General features: G+C 62.5%; 23 protein-coding genes and 1 pseudogene. 10 read left to right on the top strand and 14 right to left on the bottom strand.

Translation table 11 applies throughout. The annotated features are described in order from the left end of the window. Positions 1-27 precede the first annotated feature (27 nt). The 9 genes from QN222_RS25540 to QN222_RS25500 are packed head-to-tail and all read left to right on the top strand — an operon-like array spanning position 28 to position 9,244. A complete protein-coding gene (locus tag QN222_RS25540; protein ID WP_283963039.1) occupies positions 28-1,077 on the top strand; it encodes a class 1 fructose-bisphosphatase in 1,050 nt (349 codons plus the stop codon). An 11-nt stretch (positions 1,078-1,088) separates the two neighbouring features. Next, positions 1,089-1,958 (top strand): phosphoribulokinase, encoded by an 870-nt coding sequence (locus QN222_RS25535; RefSeq protein WP_283963040.1) that lies wholly within the window; start codon positions 1,089-1,091, stop codon positions 1,956-1,958. A gap of 10 nt (positions 1,959-1,968) precedes the next feature. Continuing rightward, entirely contained in the window at positions 1,969-4,056 is a 2,088-nt protein-coding gene (tkt, locus tag QN222_RS25530) for a transketolase (protein ID WP_283963041.1), read from the top strand. Positions 4,057-4,058: 2 nt separating this feature from the next. Continuing rightward, positions 4,059-5,138, top strand: a complete 1,080-nt coding sequence (gene fba / locus QN222_RS25525) for a class II fructose-bisphosphate aldolase (protein WP_283963042.1) — start codon at positions 4,059-4,061, stop codon at positions 5,136-5,138. A gap of 26 nt (positions 5,139-5,164) precedes the next feature. After that, positions 5,165-6,625 (top strand): form I ribulose bisphosphate carboxylase large subunit, encoded by a 1,461-nt coding sequence (locus tag QN222_RS25520; protein ID WP_283963043.1) that lies wholly within the window; start codon positions 5,165-5,167, stop codon positions 6,623-6,625. Between the two features lie 27 nt (positions 6,626-6,652). Then, positions 6,653-7,042, top strand: coding sequence for a ribulose bisphosphate carboxylase small subunit (locus QN222_RS25515; protein WP_283963044.1), 390 nt, complete (start codon positions 6,653-6,655; stop codon positions 7,040-7,042). Between the two features lie 13 nt (positions 7,043-7,055). Continuing rightward, positions 7,056-7,991, top strand: coding sequence for a CbbX protein (cbbX, locus tag QN222_RS25510; RefSeq protein ID WP_283963045.1), 936 nt, complete (start codon positions 7,056-7,058; stop codon positions 7,989-7,991). Beyond that, a complete protein-coding gene (rpe, locus tag QN222_RS25505) occupies positions 7,988-8,674 on the top strand; it encodes a ribulose-phosphate 3-epimerase (protein WP_283963046.1) in 687 nt (228 codons plus the stop codon). The genes cbbX and rpe overlap by 4 nt, the downstream gene beginning before the upstream one ends. A gap of 3 nt (positions 8,675-8,677) precedes the next feature. Beyond that, complete coding sequence (locus QN222_RS25500) at positions 8,678-9,244, top strand: thioredoxin family protein (protein WP_283963047.1); 567 nt, start codon at positions 8,678-8,680, stop codon at positions 9,242-9,244. A gap of 180 nt (positions 9,245-9,424) precedes the next feature. Here the strand turns inward: QN222_RS25500 and gfa are convergent, their stop codons facing one another. The 8 genes from gfa to QN222_RS25460 are packed head-to-tail and all read right to left on the bottom strand — an operon-like array spanning position 9,425 to position 15,222. After that, positions 9,425-9,994 carry an S-(hydroxymethyl)glutathione synthase gene (gfa, locus tag QN222_RS25495; protein ID WP_283963048.1) on the bottom strand — a complete coding sequence of 190 codons (570 nt, stop codon included), beginning with the start codon at positions 9,992-9,994 and terminating at the stop codon, positions 9,425-9,427. Between the two features lie 51 nt (positions 9,995-10,045). Then, on the bottom strand, positions 10,046-10,180 hold the full coding sequence (locus QN222_RS25490; protein WP_283963049.1) for a hypothetical protein: 135 nt from the start codon (positions 10,178-10,180) through the stop codon (positions 10,046-10,048). After that, on the bottom strand, positions 10,167-10,814 hold the full coding sequence (locus QN222_RS25485) for an ABC transporter ATP-binding protein (protein WP_283963050.1): 648 nt from the start codon (positions 10,812-10,814) through the stop codon (positions 10,167-10,169). Before QN222_RS25485 ends, QN222_RS25490 begins: the two co-directional genes overlap by 14 nt. Continuing rightward, on the bottom strand, positions 10,811-11,590 hold the full coding sequence (locus QN222_RS25480) for an ABC transporter permease (protein ID WP_283963051.1): 780 nt from the start codon (positions 11,588-11,590) through the stop codon (positions 10,811-10,813). Before QN222_RS25480 ends, QN222_RS25485 begins: the two co-directional genes overlap by 4 nt. Next, positions 11,565-12,536 carry an ABC transporter substrate-binding protein gene (locus QN222_RS25475; RefSeq protein ID WP_283963052.1) on the bottom strand — a complete coding sequence of 324 codons (972 nt, stop codon included), beginning with the start codon at positions 12,534-12,536 and terminating at the stop codon, positions 11,565-11,567. The genes QN222_RS25480 and QN222_RS25475 overlap by 26 nt, the downstream gene beginning before the upstream one ends. 35 nt (positions 12,537-12,571) lie before the next feature. Beyond that, positions 12,572-13,015: a hypothetical protein gene (locus QN222_RS25470; RefSeq protein ID WP_283963053.1), complete on the bottom strand. Its 444-nt coding sequence runs from the start codon at positions 13,013-13,015 to the stop codon at positions 12,572-12,574. Between the two features lie 43 nt (positions 13,016-13,058). Continuing rightward, positions 13,059-14,033, bottom strand: a complete 975-nt coding sequence (locus QN222_RS25465; RefSeq protein WP_283963054.1) for a YVTN family beta-propeller repeat protein — start codon at positions 14,031-14,033, stop codon at positions 13,059-13,061. 1 nt (position 14,034) lies between these two features. Continuing rightward, positions 14,035-15,222, bottom strand: coding sequence for an ABC transporter substrate-binding protein (locus tag QN222_RS25460; RefSeq protein ID WP_283963055.1), 1,188 nt, complete (start codon positions 15,220-15,222; stop codon positions 14,035-14,037). Positions 15,223-15,345: 123 nt separating this feature from the next. On the opposite strand from QN222_RS25460, the gene QN222_RS25455 reads away from it, so the two are divergent. Continuing rightward, positions 15,346-15,855 carry a DUF3280 domain-containing protein gene (locus tag QN222_RS25455; protein ID WP_283963056.1) on the top strand — a complete coding sequence of 170 codons (510 nt, stop codon included), beginning with the start codon at positions 15,346-15,348 and terminating at the stop codon, positions 15,853-15,855. A gap of 149 nt (positions 15,856-16,004) precedes the next feature. On the opposite strand, the gene QN222_RS25450 is transcribed toward QN222_RS25455, so the two are convergent. The 6 genes and pseudogenes from QN222_RS25450 to QN222_RS25425 form a co-directional block, all read right to left on the bottom strand. Then, entirely contained in the window at positions 16,005-16,874 is an 870-nt protein-coding gene (locus tag QN222_RS25450; RefSeq protein WP_283963057.1) for a substrate-binding domain-containing protein, read from the bottom strand. Continuing rightward, positions 16,831-17,367, bottom strand: coding sequence for a c-type cytochrome, methanol metabolism-related (locus QN222_RS25445; RefSeq protein ID WP_283963058.1), 537 nt, complete (start codon positions 17,365-17,367; stop codon positions 16,831-16,833). Before QN222_RS25445 ends, QN222_RS25450 begins: the two co-directional genes overlap by 44 nt. A 78-nt stretch (positions 17,368-17,445) precedes the next feature. Next, complete coding sequence (locus QN222_RS25440) at positions 17,446-19,251, bottom strand: methanol/ethanol family PQQ-dependent dehydrogenase (RefSeq protein WP_283963059.1); 1,806 nt, start codon at positions 19,249-19,251, stop codon at positions 17,446-17,448. Between the two features lie 162 nt (positions 19,252-19,413). After that, a complete protein-coding gene (locus QN222_RS25435) occupies positions 19,414-19,827 on the bottom strand; it encodes a cytochrome c family protein (RefSeq protein ID WP_283963060.1) in 414 nt (137 codons plus the stop codon). Positions 19,828-19,840: 13 nt separating this feature from the next. Beyond that, entirely contained in the window at positions 19,841-20,671 is an 831-nt protein-coding gene (gene fghA, locus QN222_RS25430; protein ID WP_283963061.1) for an S-formylglutathione hydrolase, read from the bottom strand. Positions 20,672-20,679: 8 nt separating this feature from the next. Continuing rightward, positions 20,680-20,932, bottom strand: a pseudogene (locus QN222_RS25425) (S-(hydroxymethyl)glutathione dehydrogenase); the annotation flags it as partial.

Below are 20,932 nucleotides of genomic sequence, written 5' to 3'. Positions count from 1 at the left end.
TTCCTGGACATCGTGGGAGGAGAGATCATGTCAGGTGCAACTCTCGAGGCTTATCTCGCCTCACGTACGGCGAACGGCGACGATCTGGCGCCGGACGTGGCCGCAGTGATCCAGAGGCTGGCAACGGCCGCCCTCGTCGTCCGTAAAATCATCAATCAGGGAGCGCTCGACACCGCGTTCAACGGTAGCCGCGGCGACAGCAATGCCGACGGCGACCTGCAGAGGAATCTGGATGTCCTGTGCAACGAGCTCTTCCTGTCGTGCCTGCAGGGCGCACCGGTCGCATACTACGCCTCGGAAGAGCTGGAGAAGCCTGTCGCGCTCGACCCGGCGGCGCGCCTGGCGGTTGCCATCGATCCGCTCGACGGCTCGTCGAACATTGACAACAACGTCTCCATCGGCACGGTTTTCTCCGTGCTGCCCGCCATCAAGGGACCAGACTTGGACCCCACGCAGTCCTTTCTGCAGCCCGGAAACCAGCAACTGGCGGCCGGCTTCTTCGTCTACGGACCACAAACCACGCTCGTGCTGTCGCTTGGCAAGGGCACCGAGATCTTCATCTTCTCCAACCGGCTCGGATGCTTCGTAGAGGCCTACAAGTCGGTCGGCATCCCGGAGCGCACCAGCGAATTCGCCATCAACATGTCGAACTATCGACACTGGGAAGAAGCGATCCGGCTCTATGTCGACGATTGCCTGGCAGGCTCGGAGGGGCCGCGCGAGCGGGACTTCAACATGCGGTGGATCGCCTCGCTGGTCGCCGAGGCTTATCGGATCCTGGTCTGCGGCGGGATATTCCTGTACCCCGCCGACGGCCGAAAAGGCTACGGCCAGGGCCGGCTGCGGCTGGTTTACGAGGCCAACCCGATCGCCTTCATCGTCGAGAATGCCGGCGGCGCGGCCACAAACTCGATCACGCGCATTCTCGATCTCGTTCCGGAAAGCCTGCACCAGCGCGTGCCGCTGGCTTTCGGCTCGCGCCGCGAAGTGGCGCGCGTCGCCCGCTATCACGTCGACCCGAACATGATTGGCGAACGCGCACCGCTTTTCGGCAAGCGCGGTCTGTTTCGGGCCTAAAGGAGACCGGTATGTCAGCCAGATACCCAATCATATCGATTACCGGCTCCTCTGGCGCCGGCACCACGACGGTGAAGGATACCTTCGAGAAGATTTTCAAGCGCGAGAACATCTCGGCGTCCTTCATCGAGGGTGATGCTTTCCACCGCTACGACCGCGAAACCATGCGCCGCAAGATAGCGGAGGAGAAAGCGCGAGGCGTCGACTTCACCCACTTCTCCGCCGAGGCGAACGAGCTGGAAATCCTGGAAAGCGTCTTTGCCGAATATGGCAGACGCGGTGTCGGGCGCACCCGTCACTACGTGCACGACGACGGCGAGGCCGTGAAATACGGCGCGGAACCCGGTACATTTACGAACTGGGAAGAGTTTGGCGACAGCGATCTCCTGTTCTACGAGGGATTGCATGGCTGTGCCGTCACCGACACGGTCAATCTGGCCCAGCATTGCGATCTGAAGATCGGCGTCGTTCCGGTGATCAACCTCGAATGGATCCAGAAGATCCATCGCGACAAAGCGACGCGCGGCTACTCCACCGAGGCCGTGACCGACACCATCCTGCGGCGCATGCCCGACTATGTTCACTACATCTGCCCGCAGTTTTCGCTCACCGATATCAATTTCCAGCGTGTGCCGATCGTCGACACGTCCAACCCCTTCATCGCCCGTTGGATACCGACGCACGCCGAATCCATCCTGGTCATCCGCTTCGCCAAACCGCAAAGCATCGATTTCCCCTACCTGCTGTCGATGCTCAACAACAGCTTCATGTCACGCGCCAATTCCATCGTGGTGCCGGGCGACAAGCTCGATCTCGCCATGCAGCTGATCTTTACGCCGCTCATCCACAAGCTGCTCGAGCGCAAACACCGCATGTCGTGAGGAGGACATCATGAATGTTTCGCAGCAGATCGAAACCCGAGCCGCCGCATCGGAGCGCAACATGGCCGATGCCATCCGGTTTCTCGCCATGGATGCCGTTCAGAAAGCCAATTCCGGCCATCCCGGGATGCCTATGGGCATGGCCGACGCGGTGACCGTGCTCTTCAACCGCTTCATCAAGATTGATCCCTCCCTGCCCGACTGGCCGGATCGCGATCGTTTCGTGCTTTCGGCCGGCCACGGATCGATGCTCCTTTATGCCATCCATCACCTCATCGGCTTTGCCGACATGCCGATTGCCGAGCTCTCGGCTTTCCGCCAGCTCGGCTCGAAAACGGCCGGTCATCCCGAATACGGTCATGCCCTCGGGATCGAAACCACGACCGGCCCGCTCGGCCAGGGAATTGCCACCGCTGTCGGCATGGCGATTGCCGAACAGATGATGGCCGCCCGGTTCAGCAGTTCGCTCTGCAATCACTTCACCTATGTGGTGGCCGGCGACGGCTGTCTGCAGGAGGGTATCAGCCACGAGGCGATCGACCTTGCCGGGCATTTGAAGCTGCGCAAGCTCATCGTGCTCTGGGACGACAACCGGATATCGATCGACGGATCGACCGAACTCTCCACCTCCATGAACCAGCTTGCGCGTTTCCGCGCCGCCGGCTGGGATGCGCAAAGCGTCGACGGCCATGATCCCGAGGCGGTGGCGAAGGCGATCGAGCGGGCGCGCCGGACCCGCAAGCCGTCGCTGATTGCCTGCCGCACCCGGATCGGCAAGGGCGCAGCCAGCATGGAAGGCTCGCACAAGACCCATGGGGCGGCACTCGGCGACAAGGAAATCGCCGCGACACGCGAGAAGCTCGCATGGCTACACCCACCCTTCTTCGTACCGCCCGAGATCAAGTCCGCCTGGCAAAGGGTGGCGGTCAGAGGTCGGGTGGCCCGCGAGGCATGGGAAATCCGACTGGACACATCCCGCTCGAAGAAGCGCTACGAACAGACCATCGCCCGGGAACTGGGCGGGGGGTTAGCGGATCTGCTGGCAAAATTCCGAGCCGCGCATCGCAAGAGAGGCTCCAAGGTCGCCACACGGCAGGCCTCGCAGATGGCGTTGGAAGTCATCAATGGCGCGACAGCCTTGACGGTTGGTGGCTCCGCCGACCTGACCGGCTCGAACCTGACGATGACGGCCCAGACTCAACCCATCGCGCCCGGCAATTTCAAGGGCCGCTACCTGCATTACGGCATCCGCGAGCACGGCATGGCGGCCGCCATGAACGGCATCGCGCTTCATGGCGGCTTCATCCCCTATGGCGGGACCTTCCTGGTGTTTTCCGACTATGCGCGCGGCGCGATCCGTCTCTCGGCACTGATGGGACTGCCCGTCATCTATGTGCTGACCCATGATTCCATCGGGCTCGGCGAGGACGGGCCGACCCACCAGCCGGTCGAGCATCTGGCGATGCTGCGTGCCACCCCCAACCTCAACGTCTTCCGGCCCGCCGACATCATCGAAACCGCCGAATGCTGGGAGATCGCGCTTGGCGAGAAGAAGACGCCTAGCGTCCTTGCCCTCTCGCGGCAGGCTCTGCCCATGCTGCGCCAGACGGATGGGGATGAGAACTTGTCGGCCCGCGGGGCCTATGTGCTGAAGGAAGCGCGCGGGCCCCGCGACGTCACACTTCTTGCCACCGGGTCCGAGGTCGAGATCGCCGTCGCTGCGGCGGAACGCTTGCAGGCCGAGGAAGGTATCGAAGCAGCGGTGGTCTCCATGCCTTGCTGGGAGAAGTTCGAGGCACAGGACGCAACCTATCGGAGGCAGGTCCTCGGCGATGCCCCGCGCGTTGCCGTCGAAGCGGCCGGGCGCCTCGGCTGGGACCGCTGGATGGGACCTGATGGTGCCTTTGTCGGTATGCTCGGCTTCGGTGCCTCGGCGCCGGCCGGAGACCTCTACCGCCATTTCGCCATCACCGCTGACCACATCGTCGCCGAAGCTTTGAACCTTGTCGGCCGGGATTTCGCGGGGACGCCGCTCATGGCTGCCGTGACAGGCCCGCAGGCGGGCAAGGACATCGCCAGATCATCGAAGGAGGCTTGACCATGGCCCGTATCACGCTCCGCCAGTTGCTCGATCACGCCGCCGAACGCGCCTATGGCGTGCCGGCTTTCAACATCAACAACATGGAACAGGGACTGGCGATCATGGAAGCTGCGCGCGCCTGCGATGCTCCCGTCATCCTCCAGGCCTCGCGCGGCGCCCGCTCCTACGCCAACGACATCATGCTCGCCAAGATGATGGAAGCACTCGAACAGATGTATCCCGACATCCCGCTCTGCATCCACCAGGATCACGGCAACAATGTCGCGACCTGCCTCACCGCGATCCAGCATGGCTTCACCTCGGTGATGATGGATGGGTCGTTGAAGGAGGATGCGAAGACACCCGCCGACTACGCCTATAATGTCGCGATCACCGCCGAAGTCAGCCGCCTCGCCCACATGGTCGGCGCTTCCGTCGAGGGCGAACTCGGCTGCCTCGGCTCTCTCGAAACCGGCCATGGCGAAGCCGAGGACGGCCATGGTTTCGAAGGCGCGCTCGATCGTTCGCAGCTCTTGACCGACCCGGACGAAGCCGCCCGCTTCGTCGGCGAGACCGGGGTCGATGCGCTGGCTGTGGCGATCGGCACCTCGCACGGCGCCTACAAATTCAGCCGCAAGCCGACCGGAGAAGTGCTCGCCATGGACGTGATCGAGAAGATCCATCACCGGCTGCCGGACACCCACATCGTCATGCACGGCTCCTCCTCGGTGCCGCAGGAGTGGCAGGATGTCTTCAATGCCCATGGCGGCGAAATGCGCGAGACCTACGGCGTGCCGGTCGAAGAGATCGTGCGGGGTATCCGTTTCGGCGTGCGCAAGGTCAATATCGATACCGATCTGCGCCTGGCGGCCGCCGCTGCCTTTCGCCGCGTCGCCGACACGAGCCGCACCGAATTCGATCCGCGCAAGTTCCTGAAGCCCGCAATGGACGCCATGTCGGCCGTCTGCAAGGCCCGCTTCGAGGCCTTCGGAACCGCGGGCAACGCCTCCCGCATCAGGGTCGTGCCGATGTCGGACATGGCCCGGCGCTACGCGAGCGGGTCGCTCAAACCCCAGACGGCGCGGTCGCAAGCCGCCTGACCACATCCAGAGGAAAGGACTGTGTCATGAACGCCGACGCAAAGACAGAGATCAAGGGCAAGGAACGCTACAAGGCCGGCGTGCTCAAATACGCGCAGATGGGCTATTGGAACGGCGACTACGAGCCGAAGGACACCGATCTGATCGCGCTGTTCCGGATCACGCCGCAGGAAGGGGTCGATCCGATCGAGGCGGCCGCCGCCGTTGCCGGCGAAAGCTCGACGGCCACCTGGACCGTCGTCTGGACCGATCGCCTGACGGCCTGTGACCAGTACCGGGCCAAGGCGTACCGCGTCGACCCGGTACCCGGAACGCCTGGGCAATATTTCTGCTATGTCGCCTACGACCTCATCCTGTTCGAGGAAGGATCGATCGCCAACCTGACGGCGTCGATCATCGGCAACGTTTTCTCGTTCAAGCCGCTGAAGGCGGCAAGGCTCGAGGACATGCGCTTCCCGGTCGCCTATGTGAAGACCTTCAAGGGCCCGCCGACCGGCATCGTCGTGGAACGCGAACGGCTGGACAAGTTCGGCAAGCCGCTGCTCGGCGCCACCACCAAGCCGAAGCTCGGTCTCTCGGGCAAGAACTATGGCCGGGTCGTCTATGAGGGCCTGAAGGGTGGTCTCGACTTCATGAAGGACGACGAGAACATCAATTCGCAGCCCTTCATGCATTGGCGCGACCGCTTCCTCTACTGCATGGAGGCCGTCAATCATGCGTCCGCCGTCACCGGCGAGGTCAAGGGCCACTATCTCAACATCACCGCCGGCACGATGGAGGAGATGTACCGGCGCGCCGAATTCGCCAAGGAACTCGGCTCGGTCATCGTCATGGTCGACCTCATCATCGGCTGGACGGCAATCCAGTCGATCTCGGAATGGTGCCGGCAGAATGACATGATCCTGCACATGCACCGGGCCGGCCACGGCACCTATACGCGGCAGAAGAACCACGGCATTTCGTTCCGCGTCATCGCCAAATGGCTGCGGCTCGCCGGCGTCGACCACCTGCATGCGGGCACTGCCGTCGGCAAGCTCGAGGGCGACCCGATGACCGTTCAGGGCTATTACAATGTCTGCCGCGAGATGAAGAACGACGTCGACCTGGAGCGCGGCATCTTCTTCGAGCAGGACTGGGCCGACCTCAAGAAGGTGATGCCGGTGGCGTCGGGCGGCATTCACGCCGGCCAGATGCACCAGTTGCTCGATCTTTTCGGCGATGACGTCGTGCTGCAATTCGGCGGCGGCACGATCGGCCATCCGATGGGCATCCAGGCCGGAGCCACCGCCAACCGCGTCGCGCTGGAAGCCATGGTGCTCGCCCGCAACGAAGGCCGCGACATCGCGCACGAAGGTCCTGAGATCCTCAGGGCGGCCGCCAAGTGGTGCAAGCCGCTCGAAGCGGCCCTCGAGACCTGGGGCAACATCAGCTTCAACTACACCCCGACGGACACTTCGGATTTCGTGCCGAGCGTAAGCGTCGCCTGACGGAACATAACGAGAAGGAGAATCGACATGCGTATCACCCAAGGATGCTTCTCGTTCCTGCCGGACCTGACAGACGAACAGATAACGGCACAGGTGGAGTATTGTCTCGGCAAGGGATGGGCGATCGGCGTCGAGCACACCGATGACCCGCACCCCCGCAACACCTACTGGGAAATGTGGGGCAATCCGATGTTCGACCTGAAAGACGCCAAGGGCGTCATGATGGAACTGGAGGATTGCCGCAAGGCCCATCCGCAGGATTACATCCGCCTGAATGCCTTCGATTCCAGCCGCGGCCTCGAGACCGTGACGATGTCCTTCATCGTCAACCGTCCCGACAACGAGCCGAACCTCAGGATGAGCCGGACGGAAAGCCGCGGTCGCAACCAGCGCTATGCCTGGGAAACGCAACGGTAGAAGGAGCAGGCAGATGGCGATGCCGCAAGCCCAATCGAGCACCGAAAGCCTGCCGACATCGGTCGATCTCGCCGAGGAATACAGGGCCTCCGGCGTCGCCGAAGTCCTCGACGAACTGGATCGAGAACTCGTTGGCCTGAAACCCGTGAAGCGGCGGATCCGCGAGACGGCAGCCCTGCTGCTCGTCGAGCGGGCCCGCCGGGCAATGGGTCTGACCCACGAGGCGCCGTCGCTGCACATGAGCTTCACGGGCAATCCCGGCACCGGCAAGACAACGGTCGCCTTGCGCATGGCCAATCTGCTGCACCGGCTCGGCTATATCCGCAAGGGGCATCTGGTGTCGGTGACGCGCGACGACCTGGTCGGGCAATATATCGGCCATACGGCGCCCAAGACCAAGGAGATCCTGAAGAAGGCAATGGGCGGCGTGCTGTTCATCGACGAGGCCTATTATCTCTACCGGCCGGACAACGAGCGCGACTACGGCCAGGAAGCGATCGAGATCCTGCTACAGGTGATGGAGAACAACCGCGACGATCTGGTCGTCATTCTCGCCGGCTACGCCGACCGCATGGACCGATTTTTCGAGAGCAACCCGGGCTTCCGCTCGCGCATTGCCCACCATATCGACTTTCCCGACTACGACGACGGAGAGCTCCTGTCGATCGCAGAGAGCATGCTTAGCCGTCAGGGCTATCGCTTTGACGCCAAGGCGACAGCGGTGATGGGCGAGTACATCGCCCGGCGTCGACGCCAGCCGCATTTCGCCAATGCACGCTCGATCCGCAACGCGCTGGACCGGGCGCGACTGCGGCAGGCGAACCGACTGTTCGAGGAAACCGTCGGCTCCGTCGACGCCGAGCAGCTCTCAACCATCACGGCTCGGGACATTTCCGCAAGCCGCGTGTTCAGCATGGGTGAGCCCAATCATCCGGAGACATCGTCATGAGCGAGAAGACAATCATAGCCCCTTCGGTTCTGTCGGCCGATTTCGCAAGACTCGGCGAAGAGGTCGAGTCCGTCTGCCGGGCGGGTGCCGACTGGATCCACCTTGACGTGATGGACGGCCATTTCGTGCCGAACATCACCTTCGGCCCGCCCGTCGTCAAAGCGATCCGGAGCCGAACGGACAAGGTGTTCGACTGCCACCTGATGATCGCACCAGCCGACCCGTTTCTTGGCGCCTTCGCGGATGCCGGCTCGGACATCATCACCGTGCATGCGGAAGCGACCACCCACCTCGACCGGTCGCTGCAGGCGATCCGCGACCTCGGCTGCAAGGCTGGCGTGTCGCTCAATCCCTCGACGTCGGAGAGCGTCCTCGAATATGTGCTGGACCGGCTCGACCTCATCCTCCTGATGACGGTCAATCCGGGTTTCGGCGGACAGGCCTTTATTCCATCCGTCGTCGAGAAGGTCCGGCGCGTGAAGTCCATGATCGGCAGCCGTCCGATCCATATCGAGATCGACGGCGGCGTGACACCGGAAACGGCGCCGCTCGTTGCCGCAGCCGGTGCGGATGTGCTGGTCGCCGGCTCCGCGGTGTTCAAGGGCGGCAACGAGCAGGCCTACGCGAAAAACATCGCAGCCATCCGCGCGGCCTCCGATGGCGCCATGAAGAAAGCTGCGTGAGCCATGGCCGCCACCCCTCCCGTCTGTGACTTCGGCTGGCCGGCGGTCGACGCGAGGCTCCCCGGCGTCGACGGCATCACCCACTCCATATTCGACCAGGCCGGGCCGAAGGGGCTGGTCGTGGCCTTCATCTGCAATCACTGCCCCTATGTGAAAGCGATCATCGGGCGGATCGTTCGGGACGCGATCGGCCTGAAAGCTCACGGCATCGGCTTCGTGGCGATCAGCGCCAATGACGCCGATACTTATCCGCAGGATTCGTTCGAGAACATGAAGTGCTTCGCTTCTCAAAACGCCCTGCCGTTTCCCTATCTCTACGACAAGGACCAGTCCGTCGCCAAAGCCTATGGCGCCGTCTGCACGCCCGACTTCTTCGGCTTCAACAAGGACATGAAGCTGCAATATCGCGGGCGACTGGACGCCTCGCGCAAGGAGATCGGCCCTGCCGATCTCAGGCGCGACCTTTACGAGGCAATGGTCATGGTCGCGCTGTTTGGCAAAGGCCCGTCGGAACAACAGCCTTCCATAGGCTGTGCCATCAAATGGAAAGCATCGGCCTACCAGGCCTGAGTCCTGTTCCGTTTTTCGGCCGACGGGCAGCCACCCCCTCTGCCCTGCCGGGCATCTCCCGATCTTCGCCGCTGTGTCGGCTTCCATGGCATAAAAACGCCTCAGTCCCCGCCCGTTGGGAGCGCCTCCTGGAGGGAGGCAAACGGGCGGGGTCCGAGGGAGGAGGCGTTGGGCTCTTTGTCAGGCCGGCAGTGCTCCGGACTGTTTGGCGATATGGGTCGCGATTGCATCCATTAGGGCCGGAGACAAGCAGTCGTAGGGTTGCAGGCCGAGTTCCGTCAGGCGGGCACGTATTTCCGGCATCCGGTCGGGGCTGACGCCGCTTTCGATCACGGAAGATACGAAGGCGGCGAACTCCGGCGGCGACCAGCCTGTCTCGTCGCTGAGCTCGGTATGCACAAAGTCCAGGCCATAGAAGGGATGCTTGCTGTTCTCGATCCGGCCATACATGTGCGTTCCGCAATCCTTGCAGGCGTGACGCTGGATTGTCGCGCTTGGATCGACGATCTGCAGTCTTTCCGAACCTGATGTGACGTTCACCTTGTCACGGCTGACGACGGCGATCTGCGCAAAGGTGGCGCCCTCCGGCTTCCAACATTTGGTGCAGCCGCAAGCATGGTTGTGCGCGGTTTGCGCGCCGATCTCAACGGTTACCGGATTGGTCGCGCATTTGCATTTCAGCGTGCCGCCCTGAAAGCCGGGGCTGGCCGGCGGAAAGCCGTTGTCAATGGACGGATGTAGCTTAAGCATTTGTTCCTCCTCTCTCTTGAACGCCTTCAGGTCCTTCCCGAGAACGCAGGATCAACGCAAATACCGCTGGCGGCAATATAGCGGAAAGTGGCGGTTTTCGACGTCGACCGTCTGGGAAGTGACCTCATCGAGTGGCTTGCGCTGTTCGTAGCGATCGCCGACATGGCTGACCTCAAGCCCGGTCATGATGTACCTCCCTTGAGAGCAAGGCCGATCCTGTCGCCAGCTCGCTCGCAATCGTCGCCGGTCTCCCGGCAAGGCGCAGGCATCGCCGGGCCAGCCGCTGCGCCTCGACATCCGAATGGGTCACGAGAACAACGGCGGGGCCGGCTTCCGCGATCAGCGCCTCGGTAAGGGCCAACATTTCCTCTGCGGTTCTCGGATCGAGCGACACATAGGGCTCGTCCATCACGAGAAGGTCGGGCCGCCCGGCAAAGGCGCGCGCCAGCGCCAGCCGCCGCTGCTGGCCGAGCGAAAGCTGGCCGGGAAAGAGCCGGGCCTTGTCGACGATGCCGGTCCGCTCCAGTGCCGAAAGCGCCGCTTGCGCCCCGAGTTCCGGATGCACCAGGGTCAAGTTCTCAATGACGCTGCGCCACGGCAGGAGAACGGGTTCCTGGAACACCATGGCGATCTTGTCCGGGCGGGTGATCTCGCCCTCGAAAGCCGGATCGATGCCGGCGATGAGCCGCAGCAGCGTCGATTTGCCTATCCCCGATGCGCCGAGGATGGCAATGGTCTCGCCGGCTTCCACCTCGAAACGGACGTCCCGCAGGATCGCCTCCTCGCCGAATGCCTTTCGTCGGACATCGATCTTGATCATGCCGTCCTCCAACGCCGGACCCGGCGTTCGGACGGCTGCAGGATCAGCGCCTCGACCAGCAGCATCACGCCGATGAAGGACAGTGCGTAGACCAGCACCATGGCCACATCGAAAAGCTGAAAATAGAAATGGATCTGGAAGCCAATGCCGCTGGAGCGGCCGAGAAATTCGACCACCAGTACGATCTTCCATATCACTGCAATGCCGGAGCGGGCAGCGCCGGCGATGAAGGGCGCGAGCTGCGGCATGACCACATGGCGCAGCCTTGCCAGCGACCGCATGCGATAGACCTTGGCCATCGCATCGAGATTCGAGTCGAGAGCCCGCGCGCCCTCGCGCAGGATCGTGGCAACATTCGGAATCTTGTTGAGCACCACGGCAATGATCGCGGCGGTCTCGTTGAGCCCGATCCAGAGATAGCACAACACGATGAGCACGAGGGCCGGCAGGTTGAGGAACACGACAAGCCACGGATCGAGCCATTGGTCGACGGCGGGAACGCGCCCCATCAGGTAACCGAGCGCCACGCCGATAGCCATCGCCGGCACAAAGGCGCAGACCACGCGCCACAACGTCATGCCGAGGTGATAGGGCAAAGCGCCGGAAGCAACCGCTTCGGTAAAGGGTGTCCACAGTGCTAAGGGCCGAGGCAGGACGGATGCGTCCGCCGTCAGTTCGGCCGCCACGATCCAGAGCAGCAGAAGCAGCCCGAGCGAAACTGCGCGCACCAGCGCAGGATGTTGCAGCGTCTTACTCAAGGCGCAGGAACAGTCCATTGGGCAGGCTTGTTGCCTTGCCTACGAGCTCCGCTCCGCCGAGATCCGCCATCAGCCGTAAGAACCGGTCGGCGGCGGCCTCGTCGATCGGCTTGCCGCTCGGGATTCCGGCGCGATAGCCGTCGCGCAGCGCAAGGAATTCCGAGTCGTCTCCGGCATTCATCTGGTCTCGCAAATCGTCCCACGCAGCGTCGTTGCTGCGCAGCAGGTCCTTCGCCGCGCGCGATGCGCTGTAAAGGCCCTTCACGATGTCTGGATGGGCGGCGACATACTCGCCCTTCAACACATAGCCGAGCAGCGGCATGTCGGGATCAAGCTTGAGCGCCGTTGCGGCATCGGCGACGGAGATCACCTCCCGCATGCCCTTGGCCTTCATCTTCGCCAGGAAATGCCAGAAATTGATTGTTCCCGCCGTCTCCCCGGAAAAGGCCGACTTGAAGATCAGCGGCGGCGCTCCGAACACCTGCTCGGTCTCGGCGGCGAGATCCATGCCATGTTGCTGCTTGGCATAGGCGCGCAGGATCAGCCAGCTCTTGTCGAGCGGCCCGCCGGCAATGCCGATCTTTTTGCCGGCGAGATCCGGTAGCGCCTCGATGCCGCTGTCCTCCTTGACCACCAGGCCGCCGACCGCCAGCGAATAGGGGATGAAAACGTAATCCTTGCCGGCGGCACGCTGGTTGGCAACCCATATCCAGTCGGCCACCATGGTGTCCGCCTCACCGCCCTCGAAGGCCACGCGTGTCGCCCCGTTGTCCGCATAGTCCTGGACGTTGAGCTCGAAACCGTTCTTGCGGTCGAGCTCGTGGGTCTTGATGGTGGAAATTTCCCAGTTGACGGTGCCGGACGCCAGCATCGCTGCCCGCAATTGCGGCAGATCTTCGGCCATGGCAGCAGCCGGCGCGAGCGCGAAAAGGCACGCGGCCAGAAACCCTTTCAAAGCGTTCATTGCCTCCTCCCCAAAAACCGTCACCTTCGGCCGGCTTACTGAATCGAAATCTGCACCTTCTGGCTGTCGCCTGTGGCTTCCGGAATCTTCACCTCGTAGCTGCCCGGCTTTATGGCGACAAACGACAGCGTCGCCGTGCCCGCCTCGTCGAATTCGAGGCTGTCGATCGCCATGGGGCGCACTTCTATGCCGTTGATGACGATCTCGTTCATCCAGATCGCGCGAAAGAACGGTGCGCCGGTGAGTGCCAGTTCCGCCGACCCGTCGGCGGTGATACGCATTTCATAATAGGCGCCGGACTGCAGCGCGATTGGGCCTTTGCCGAGCGGCTTGCCGGAACTGAGCGTGATCTCGATAGGTTCGCCCCGGTTGCATTTGGCGAGCAATCCGGCAAAGCCGAACTCGCCGCAAAGCGGCGAGGCGACGGCCGAGGTTGCCAGAAAAAGCGCGGCCACCGCCGTGAAAATCGACCTATGCACGATGAAAAATCCTCCCCAATAAATCTCATTGCATTGCTCCCGCTCAATTCGGGGCGACCACAACCCCCCAAGGCTGCTCGCCGACCTGAACCGAACGGATCACCGTTTCCTCCTTGACATCGATGATGCTGACATCGTTGGAGTTGCCATTCGTGGTGACCAGGAATTCCTCGCCCGGGGTGAATGCCATCTGCCAGACACGCTGCCCGACAAGCAGGTAATCGAGAACTTCATCCCGCGCCGCGTCGATCACCGCAACCCGATTGGCCGGGCCAAGAGCCACGAAAACACGGGAGCCATCCTTGGTCGCCTTGACGCCCACCGGCTGCAACCATTCCGGCAGAATGCCCGGCACGGCAAAGCCGATCTTCTTGGCGATCGCCGGCTCGGGCGCCGTCAGGTCGATCACCGAAACGGTGCCGCCGATTTCAGAGGTGACGTAGAGCTTCTTGCCGTCGGCGGTGAATTCGGCATAGCGCGGGCGCTGGTCCACCCGCACGTTGTGGACGATTTCGTAGGTGGAGGCATCGATAAAATGCGCCATATTGGTGGTTTCGGAGGTGTTGATGATGGTCTTCGCATCCGGGCTGACAGCAACGCCTTCCGGTTCGACGCCGACGGGTATTTCGGCCAGCACCTGGCGCGTCTTGACATCGACGACGGTCACCAGATTGTCGTCCTCATTGGCGACGTAGAGCGGATTGCCTGAGGGATCGAGAGCGAACAGTTCCGGATCCGGTCCCGACGGCAGCGTATGCAGTTCCTTGTAGGTTTCGGGATCGAAGACCCGCACGGTGTCGTCGTCCGAAGCGCAGACATAGAGCTCCTTGCCATCCGGGCTGATCGTGATGCCGCGCGGCCTGTTGCCGGCCGGGAAAGTGGCGATCACCTCCCAGCTCTGGCTGTCGAGCACGGTCACGTTGTTGCTGCGTTCGTTGGTCACGAATACCTTGTTGGCCTCGGCGGGACCGGCAAACGCCAGAACGGCTGGTAGAAGCACCACTGCGGATCTCAGCATTCTATCCTCCAAAGGCGTGGCAAGCGGTTTCAGGTGCATCGATACCGAGCGTGTCGAGCGGCGAATGCTGGTGCAGGTAGCCATCCTGCGGCGAGACGGACACCGTCACGCGGCCGTCGGTCAAAAGGATCGGCTGGCGCAGTTGCCCGTTCCAGGGACGGAAGGTCAGCTTCTGGCCCTTGAACGCCGCCAGTTCGAAATCCGCCGAAAGGGCATAGGCCCTGACGGACGCCGGATCGGTCTTGCCGGACTGCGTCACCGCTTCGCCGATCACGCGCATGGCAAGCCAGGTCTGGTAGTCCTCCTCGCGCATGCTGCGGCCGGCGAGTTTTTCGAAGCGGCGCTGGAACTGCGTTGCGCCCCAGGCTTCATGAGCGGCATGCCAGGACACCGGTCGAAGGCCCGCAGATCCTGCCACGGGCCTCGGGTTCCAGGAGTGATAGGGCAGGTAGGGTGCGAAGACGCCGGCTTCGTCGGCCGCGATGATCACGTCGTAATCCTCGGCATCCTGGGTGAATACGGGGATCTGCTTTTGCACCATGACGTGGCCGGTATCCGTGCGCCGGGCGCCGCCGGTGTCCACGAACTCGCGCTCCTCGACGATCTCCGCCCCGAATTTGGCGGCCGATTTGCGATAGTTTTCTGCCAGAAGCTGGTCCTCGGGATGCGAGCCGTGGATCAAGAGGATGCGTGGCCATTTCTTCCACATGAGGAACTGAATAACGCCATCGCTGAGCATGGAGCGGCTCGGCGAGACATGCAGCACATTGGCGCGGCAGTCGGCGTCGCGCAGCGTCTCGTCACGAGCGCCCGCATTCAAGAGCAGCACGTCGGGACCCGCCCTGTCGGATAGCGCCTTCAGGATATCGCCTTCGGCGATCACCGTGATCAGGCCGAAGCCTTCGGCTTTCAGCGCATCGAGCGCCGCCGCCGCCTTGTCCGGTGCGACCGCTTGCGTCTTCAGCGTGTAATCCGTGTCCGTGAAGGCGCCGGTCGTCCGATTGTCCTCGTTGCCCAGCATGGCGCCGGCAAAACCGAGATCGGCAGGTCGCTCGTCAAGCCGCGAGATCGGCGGGCCGACCACGCGATCGATCCTGAGCACGGCGGCCTTCACCTCCATCGCCCGCAAAGGCAACGCGACGAGCATCGCGGCGCAAAAGACGGCAAGCGCAAGCCGTAGATCGGACATTACCGGAACGACCTCCCAATCTTCCTGACACTTCCTTGGGAAGGAGATTAACAGCGCAGTTTTTGTTGCAGAACCGATACTTAAGGAGCGTAGTTTCGCAAAATGCCTATGCTAGGCTGAGCCATGCAACGCACCCTGACAGCGCTGATCCTGGCCTTGCTGCCGACATTCGCCTTGGCCGGGATGGACAAGCCGCTGATGCCGGGCGCCAAGGTGGCGTTCCTCGGCATGAGCTTCATCGATCTGTCGACGGAGGGCGCCTACAACGGCGTGCGCGCCGACGAAACGGCGCGGCTCAAGCTGTTGGAGGGGGCCGCGCGCGACCGTTTCGCGGCGGAAGGTTTCGCCATCGTCTCCACTGATCCCGTGGCGACCGATCTCGCCAACACGGCGAACCCCGCCAACTGCAACGGCTGCGACGTTCGCATGGCCGCCCGGCTCGGAGCGGACTATGTGCTGGTTGGCGAAGTGCGGAAAATATCCAACCTCATCCTGTCGATAAGCCTCGTGCTACGCGACGTGCGCTCGGGCGAGATGCTGCGCGGCCTTGCGGTCGACATCCGTTCGAACACCGACGACAGCTGGCTGCGCGGTCTTCGTTACATCCTGAAAAACCACGTCTTCAAAACGTGAGGGGCGGCAGCCGTCTACCGCGCTGCGCGTCTCACCCGACGCGCAAAGGACGCTGTAGCACGTTGAATTGCTGGATGCTTTCATCCTCAAATCGGCTACGATCTAAGGAAACATGCAGTAGGCCGCGGAACAGGCCAGTTGCGCACGGATCAGTGTGACGCCTTGAGCGGCCCTGTCCCCATATCGTTCACGAGCGGCACGCCCGCCTCCGTGAGGATGGTGTTGATTTCGGACTGATTCCGGCGGATCAGGGAGTTCAGCTTGCGCTCCCAGACCTTCTCGCCTTGCCGCACGCCCATGGTGATGCGGTAGAAGAGCCTCGGCGGAGTCGGCTCGGACAGGAGCGGCGTTACCTTGAGATCCGGATGGCTCGCCTTGACCAAGGGCGCGCCGATCGGGCCCCAGAGGATGGCTGCATCGATGGCGCCAGCCTTCAGATCGGCAAGCATGTCGTCGGCCGGGTCCTCGTAACGACGATCGACCATCAGATGATACGGCTTCGCTTTCGGCAGCAGTCCGTTCCTCGCCATATGCGTCGCCGGCGGTGTTCCCGCGATGATGCCGATGCGCTTGTCCTTGAGCAGTGGATCCGACAGCTTCGTGACGTCGGACAGCGGACTGCTCGAGGGGACGATCAGCACAAAGGCCGATGTGTAGTAGTGGTTGGTATTCAAAACCAGTTCGTCGCCTTGGGCGTAACCAATGACCACATCGCAGGCATTGGCCTGCAGCGTCTTGCGAACGAAGCCGGTGGCCATCGGAAACCACGTATAGTCCAACGGCAGCCCGAGCTTGGACGCCATCAACTCGGCAATCTTGTTCTCGTACCCGGCGCCAGAGCGATCCGACATCGGCAGATTGGCCGGATCGGCGCAGACACGGAAAGCTGTCTTCGACACCAAGTCGGATGTCTGTGCCACCGCCGGACCGGTACCGGCGGCGACCAGGACGAGAACACAGGCTGCTGCGACGAGGCTAGTTACTGCCGAGGCACGATTTTTCAGCTTCCCGGATCGCATCCGATTTCGCTTCCTTCTTGGCCGGGCGTCCCCGCGGCAAGGTGCCGGAGCCACGCGCTTTCAAATAGGTATAGATGTCGTCGAGATAACACATGACGTTGGCGTTCTCGCCGAAGGCGGGCATCACCGAGTGCTCGGCAGTATTCACCTTCTTGCGTCCGTTCGTGACGACTTCGAGAAAGGCGTAGTAGTCCAAGTTTATCGCGGAGTTCTTCAAGGCCGGTGCGTAGCTCGAGCCCTCGCCCTCCGGACCATGACAGACATGGCATTCGGAGTGATAGCGGCGAAAGCCCGAATAGGTCATCCAGTCGACCGTGCCATCCTTGGCGATATTGAAGGTCGGAACGTCGTCGGCGGTGTAATACCGCCCGTTCTCGCTGCGGACGGCGGTGATGTTGTCCTTGGGAGCCGATGCGTCTTCTGCACCTGCGGTGCCGGCAAAAAGCATCAACACGGAAAGGATCAACGGTACGGCGGGTCTGATTCTGGTCATCTTGCGTCCTTTTAGGCGGGGGACGAATGGGCGCGGGTTTCACTGCCCGCGCCCATTCCCTGGGCGAAGACCGCCGCTTCAATCCGGCAGCTTGAACACGGTGAGCGTGCCGCCGAGCGCGGTGTAGTTGCTGAGGGCGGAATAGCCACCGACGGCTCCGAGACCTTCGTTCGGGTTGGTCAGGCCGGCTGCCAGACCAATGCCGGCCCAGCCGCCGACGCCCGAGAGCACGGCCACGTACTGCTTGCCGTCACGGGCATAGGTCATCACGTTGCCGATCACCCCGGAAGGCGTCTTGAAGCGATAGAGCTCCTTGCCGGTCGCGGCGTCGACCGCCTTCAGATAGCCCTCGAGCGTTCCGTAGAAGACCACGTCGCCCGCCGTTGCCAGAGCGCCCGACCAGACGGAGAACGGTTCCGGCAGGGACCACTTGATCTTGCCTTCCTTGTTGTCCCAGGCAATGAAGTTGCCCATGCCGCCGTGGCTATCCTTCGGCGGGTACATCGACAGCGTTGCCCCGACATAGGGCTGGCCGGCGGTGTAGTTCACCCGGAACGGTTCGTAGTCCATGCAGACATGGTTGGTGGGCACGTAGAACAGCTCTGTCTTCGGCGAATAGGCCGCGGGCTGCTGGTCCTTGGATCCGAGCGCTGCCGGGCAGATACCGGTCGAGTTGGTGTCCTCGCCATTCTGCTCGGTCGAATACTGCGCGACGACCTGCGGCCGGCCATACTGGTCCGACTTCGGGTCCATGACCACTTCACTCGCCCAGTTGACCTTTGGATCGTATTTCTGCGCCACCAGAAGTTCGCCGGTGACGCGGTCCATCGTATAGCCGAAGCCATTGCGGTCGAAATGGGTCAGCAGCTTGCGATCCTTGCCGTCGATCTGCTGATCGGTCAGGATCATCTCGTTGACGCCGTCATAGTCCCATTCGTCATGGGGCGTCATCTGGTAGACCCATTTGGCCATGCCGGTGTCGACATCACGCGCCCATATGGTCATCGACCAACGATTGTCGCCGGGCCGTTGGGTCGGGTTCCAGGTCGAAGGGTTGCCCGATCCGTAGTACATCAGGTTCGCTTCGGGATCGTAGGCATACCAGCCCCAGGTCGTCCCGCCGCCGATCTTCCATTGATCGCCTTCCCAGGTGGTGAGGCCCGAGTCCTTGCCGACCGGCTTGCCCAAATGGGTGGTCTTTTCAGGATCCATCAGCGTATCGCTGTCCGGGCCCATGGAGTAACCGCGCCACAGGACCTTGCCATCCGCCATCGAATAGGCCGTCACGTGGCCGCGGACACCGAATTCGCCGCCGGATATGCCGACGAGAATCTTGTCCTTCACGGGCATGACGGTGGCGGTATTGGTCTCGCCCTTGGTAGCATCACCGTTCTTGACGCTCCAGATGACGTTGCCGGTCTTGGCGTCGAGCGCGACGACCGTTGTGTCGGCCTGATGCAGGAAGATCTTGTTATCCGCATAGGCGACGCCGCGGTTAACCGTGTCGCAGCACATCACAGGAATGACGTTCGGATCCTGTTTCGGTTCGTATTTCCAGAGGATCTGGCCGTCCTTCTTGAGGTCCAGGGCGTAGACCGTATTCGGAAACGGCGTATGGACGTACATGATGTCGCCGACGACGAGCGGCGCACCTTCATGACCGCGCAGAATGCCGGTCGAGAAAGTCCATGCCACCTGCAGTTTCCCGACATTGTCCTTGTTGATCTGGTCGAGCTTCGAGTAGCGCAGGTTGGCGTAGTCGCCGGTCTGGATAGCCCATTGGTTGGGATCATCGATAAGCTTCTGCAATTCCGAGTTAGCGAGAGCGACCTGCGCGCTGCCGCCTATCGAAATGAAGGCAAGCAATGTAAGAAGTCGTTTCATTTTCATCCTCCTCTCGAGTGCTGCCGATCAGGGCCACTCACCCCGTCGCCCCGGGAAAACCTCGTGGGTCTCCTCACTTCCCGGTACCGGCCTGCGACACTATCCCCGCCGCTTCAATGAGCCCGGGGCACCTCTGCTTTTGGGTTTCCGCTCCTCCGTCGCTTAAGGAAATGTTGCCAAATATGCGATCAGATCGGCGCGCTCCTGGTCCTTGCGCAAACCCGCAAAGGTCATCTTCGTGCCGGGCAAAAAGGCTTTCGGATTGGTCACGAACTCGGCGATCTTCTCGGGCGTCCAGGTTAATCCACCCTCGGCCGCCTTGGTCATGGCGGGGGAATAGGAGAACCCTTCGATTTTGCCGGCCGGACGGTCGACCACACCGGTGAGCAGCGGACCGGTCTTCGATTTCGCGTCCGGACCGATCGCATGGCAGGCCTGACACTTGCGAAACACCGTTTTGCCCGCTGCCGGGTCGCCGGCCGCGGGATCGAGAGCAAGCGCCGGCGCAACCGCGCCTGCGAGAACTCCACCAAATACGACGACTGCGGTCAGTGCTGTACCAGGTCTAAAAGCCATGCCTTCCTCTCCCTTACGCGGTGTTCAACCGCTCTGCATGCCAGCGCACGTGGTCTTCGCCGAAGCTCGCCACGAAGTAGTAGCTATGGTCATATCCCGCCTGCATCCTGAGGACGCCGGGCTGGCGGCGCTCGGCCATGAGCCGGGACATCGCCTCGGGCTGCAACTGTCCCAGGAACTGGTCTGCCGAGCCCTGATCGATCAGGATATCGCCCTGCCAGCCAAGCTCGCTGAGGAGCAGGCAGGCGTCGTACATGCCCCAATGGGCTTCGTCGTCGCCGAGATAGGCCGAGAACTGCTTGCGGCCCCAGTCGGACCGGGTCGGATTGACAATCGGTGCAAAGGCGGAAACGGAGCGGAACAGCGAAGGATTCCGAAAGGCGATCGTCAGCGCGCCGTGACCGCCCATCGAGTGCCCGGTAACGCCGTTGACGCCGCTCAGCGGAAATTGCTCCTGCAGCAGGGCGGGCAATTCCGTGACGATGTAATCGTACATCTGGTAGTGCCGTGCCCAGGGCTTCTGCGTCGCATTGACGTAGAAGCCTGCGCCCTGACCGAGATCATAGGCCTCGTCGTCGGCGACGCCTTCGCCGCGCGGCGAGGTATCGGGGAAAACCACCGCCAGTCCCGCTTCCGCCGCGTGCCGCTGCAGGCCCGCCTTTATCATGGCGTTCTCGTGGGTGCAGGTCAGCCCCGAGAGATACCAGAGCAGCGGGACAGGCCGTGTCCGTGCCTGTGGCGGCAGGTAGAGGCCGAACGTCATCTCGACGCCGCAGACCTCGGACATGTGCCGGTAGACCGACTGCGTCCCGCCGAAACATTGGTTTTGCGTTACGAGTTCCATCTTCACGCTCAATAGACGACGACCGAGCGGATGCTTTCGCCGGAATGCATCAGCTCGAAGCCCTTGTTGATGTCGTCGAGCGGCATCGTGTGGGTGATCATCGGGTCGATTGCGATCTTGCCCTCCATGTACCAGTCGACGATCTTCGGCACGTCGGTGCGCCCGCGCGCGCCGCCGAAGGCGGTGCCCATCCAGGTGCGGCCGGTGACCAGCTGGAACGGCCGGGTGGCTATCTCCTGGCCGGCGCCGGCCACCCCGATG

It is taken from the genome of Sinorhizobium sp. 6-70 (assembly GCF_030124375.1).
Taxonomy (GTDB): Bacteria; Pseudomonadota; Alphaproteobacteria; order Rhizobiales; family Rhizobiaceae; genus Sinorhizobium.
Note: the sequence above shows the minus strand (reverse complement) of the source record. Positions and strands in the feature narration are given on the sequence as shown.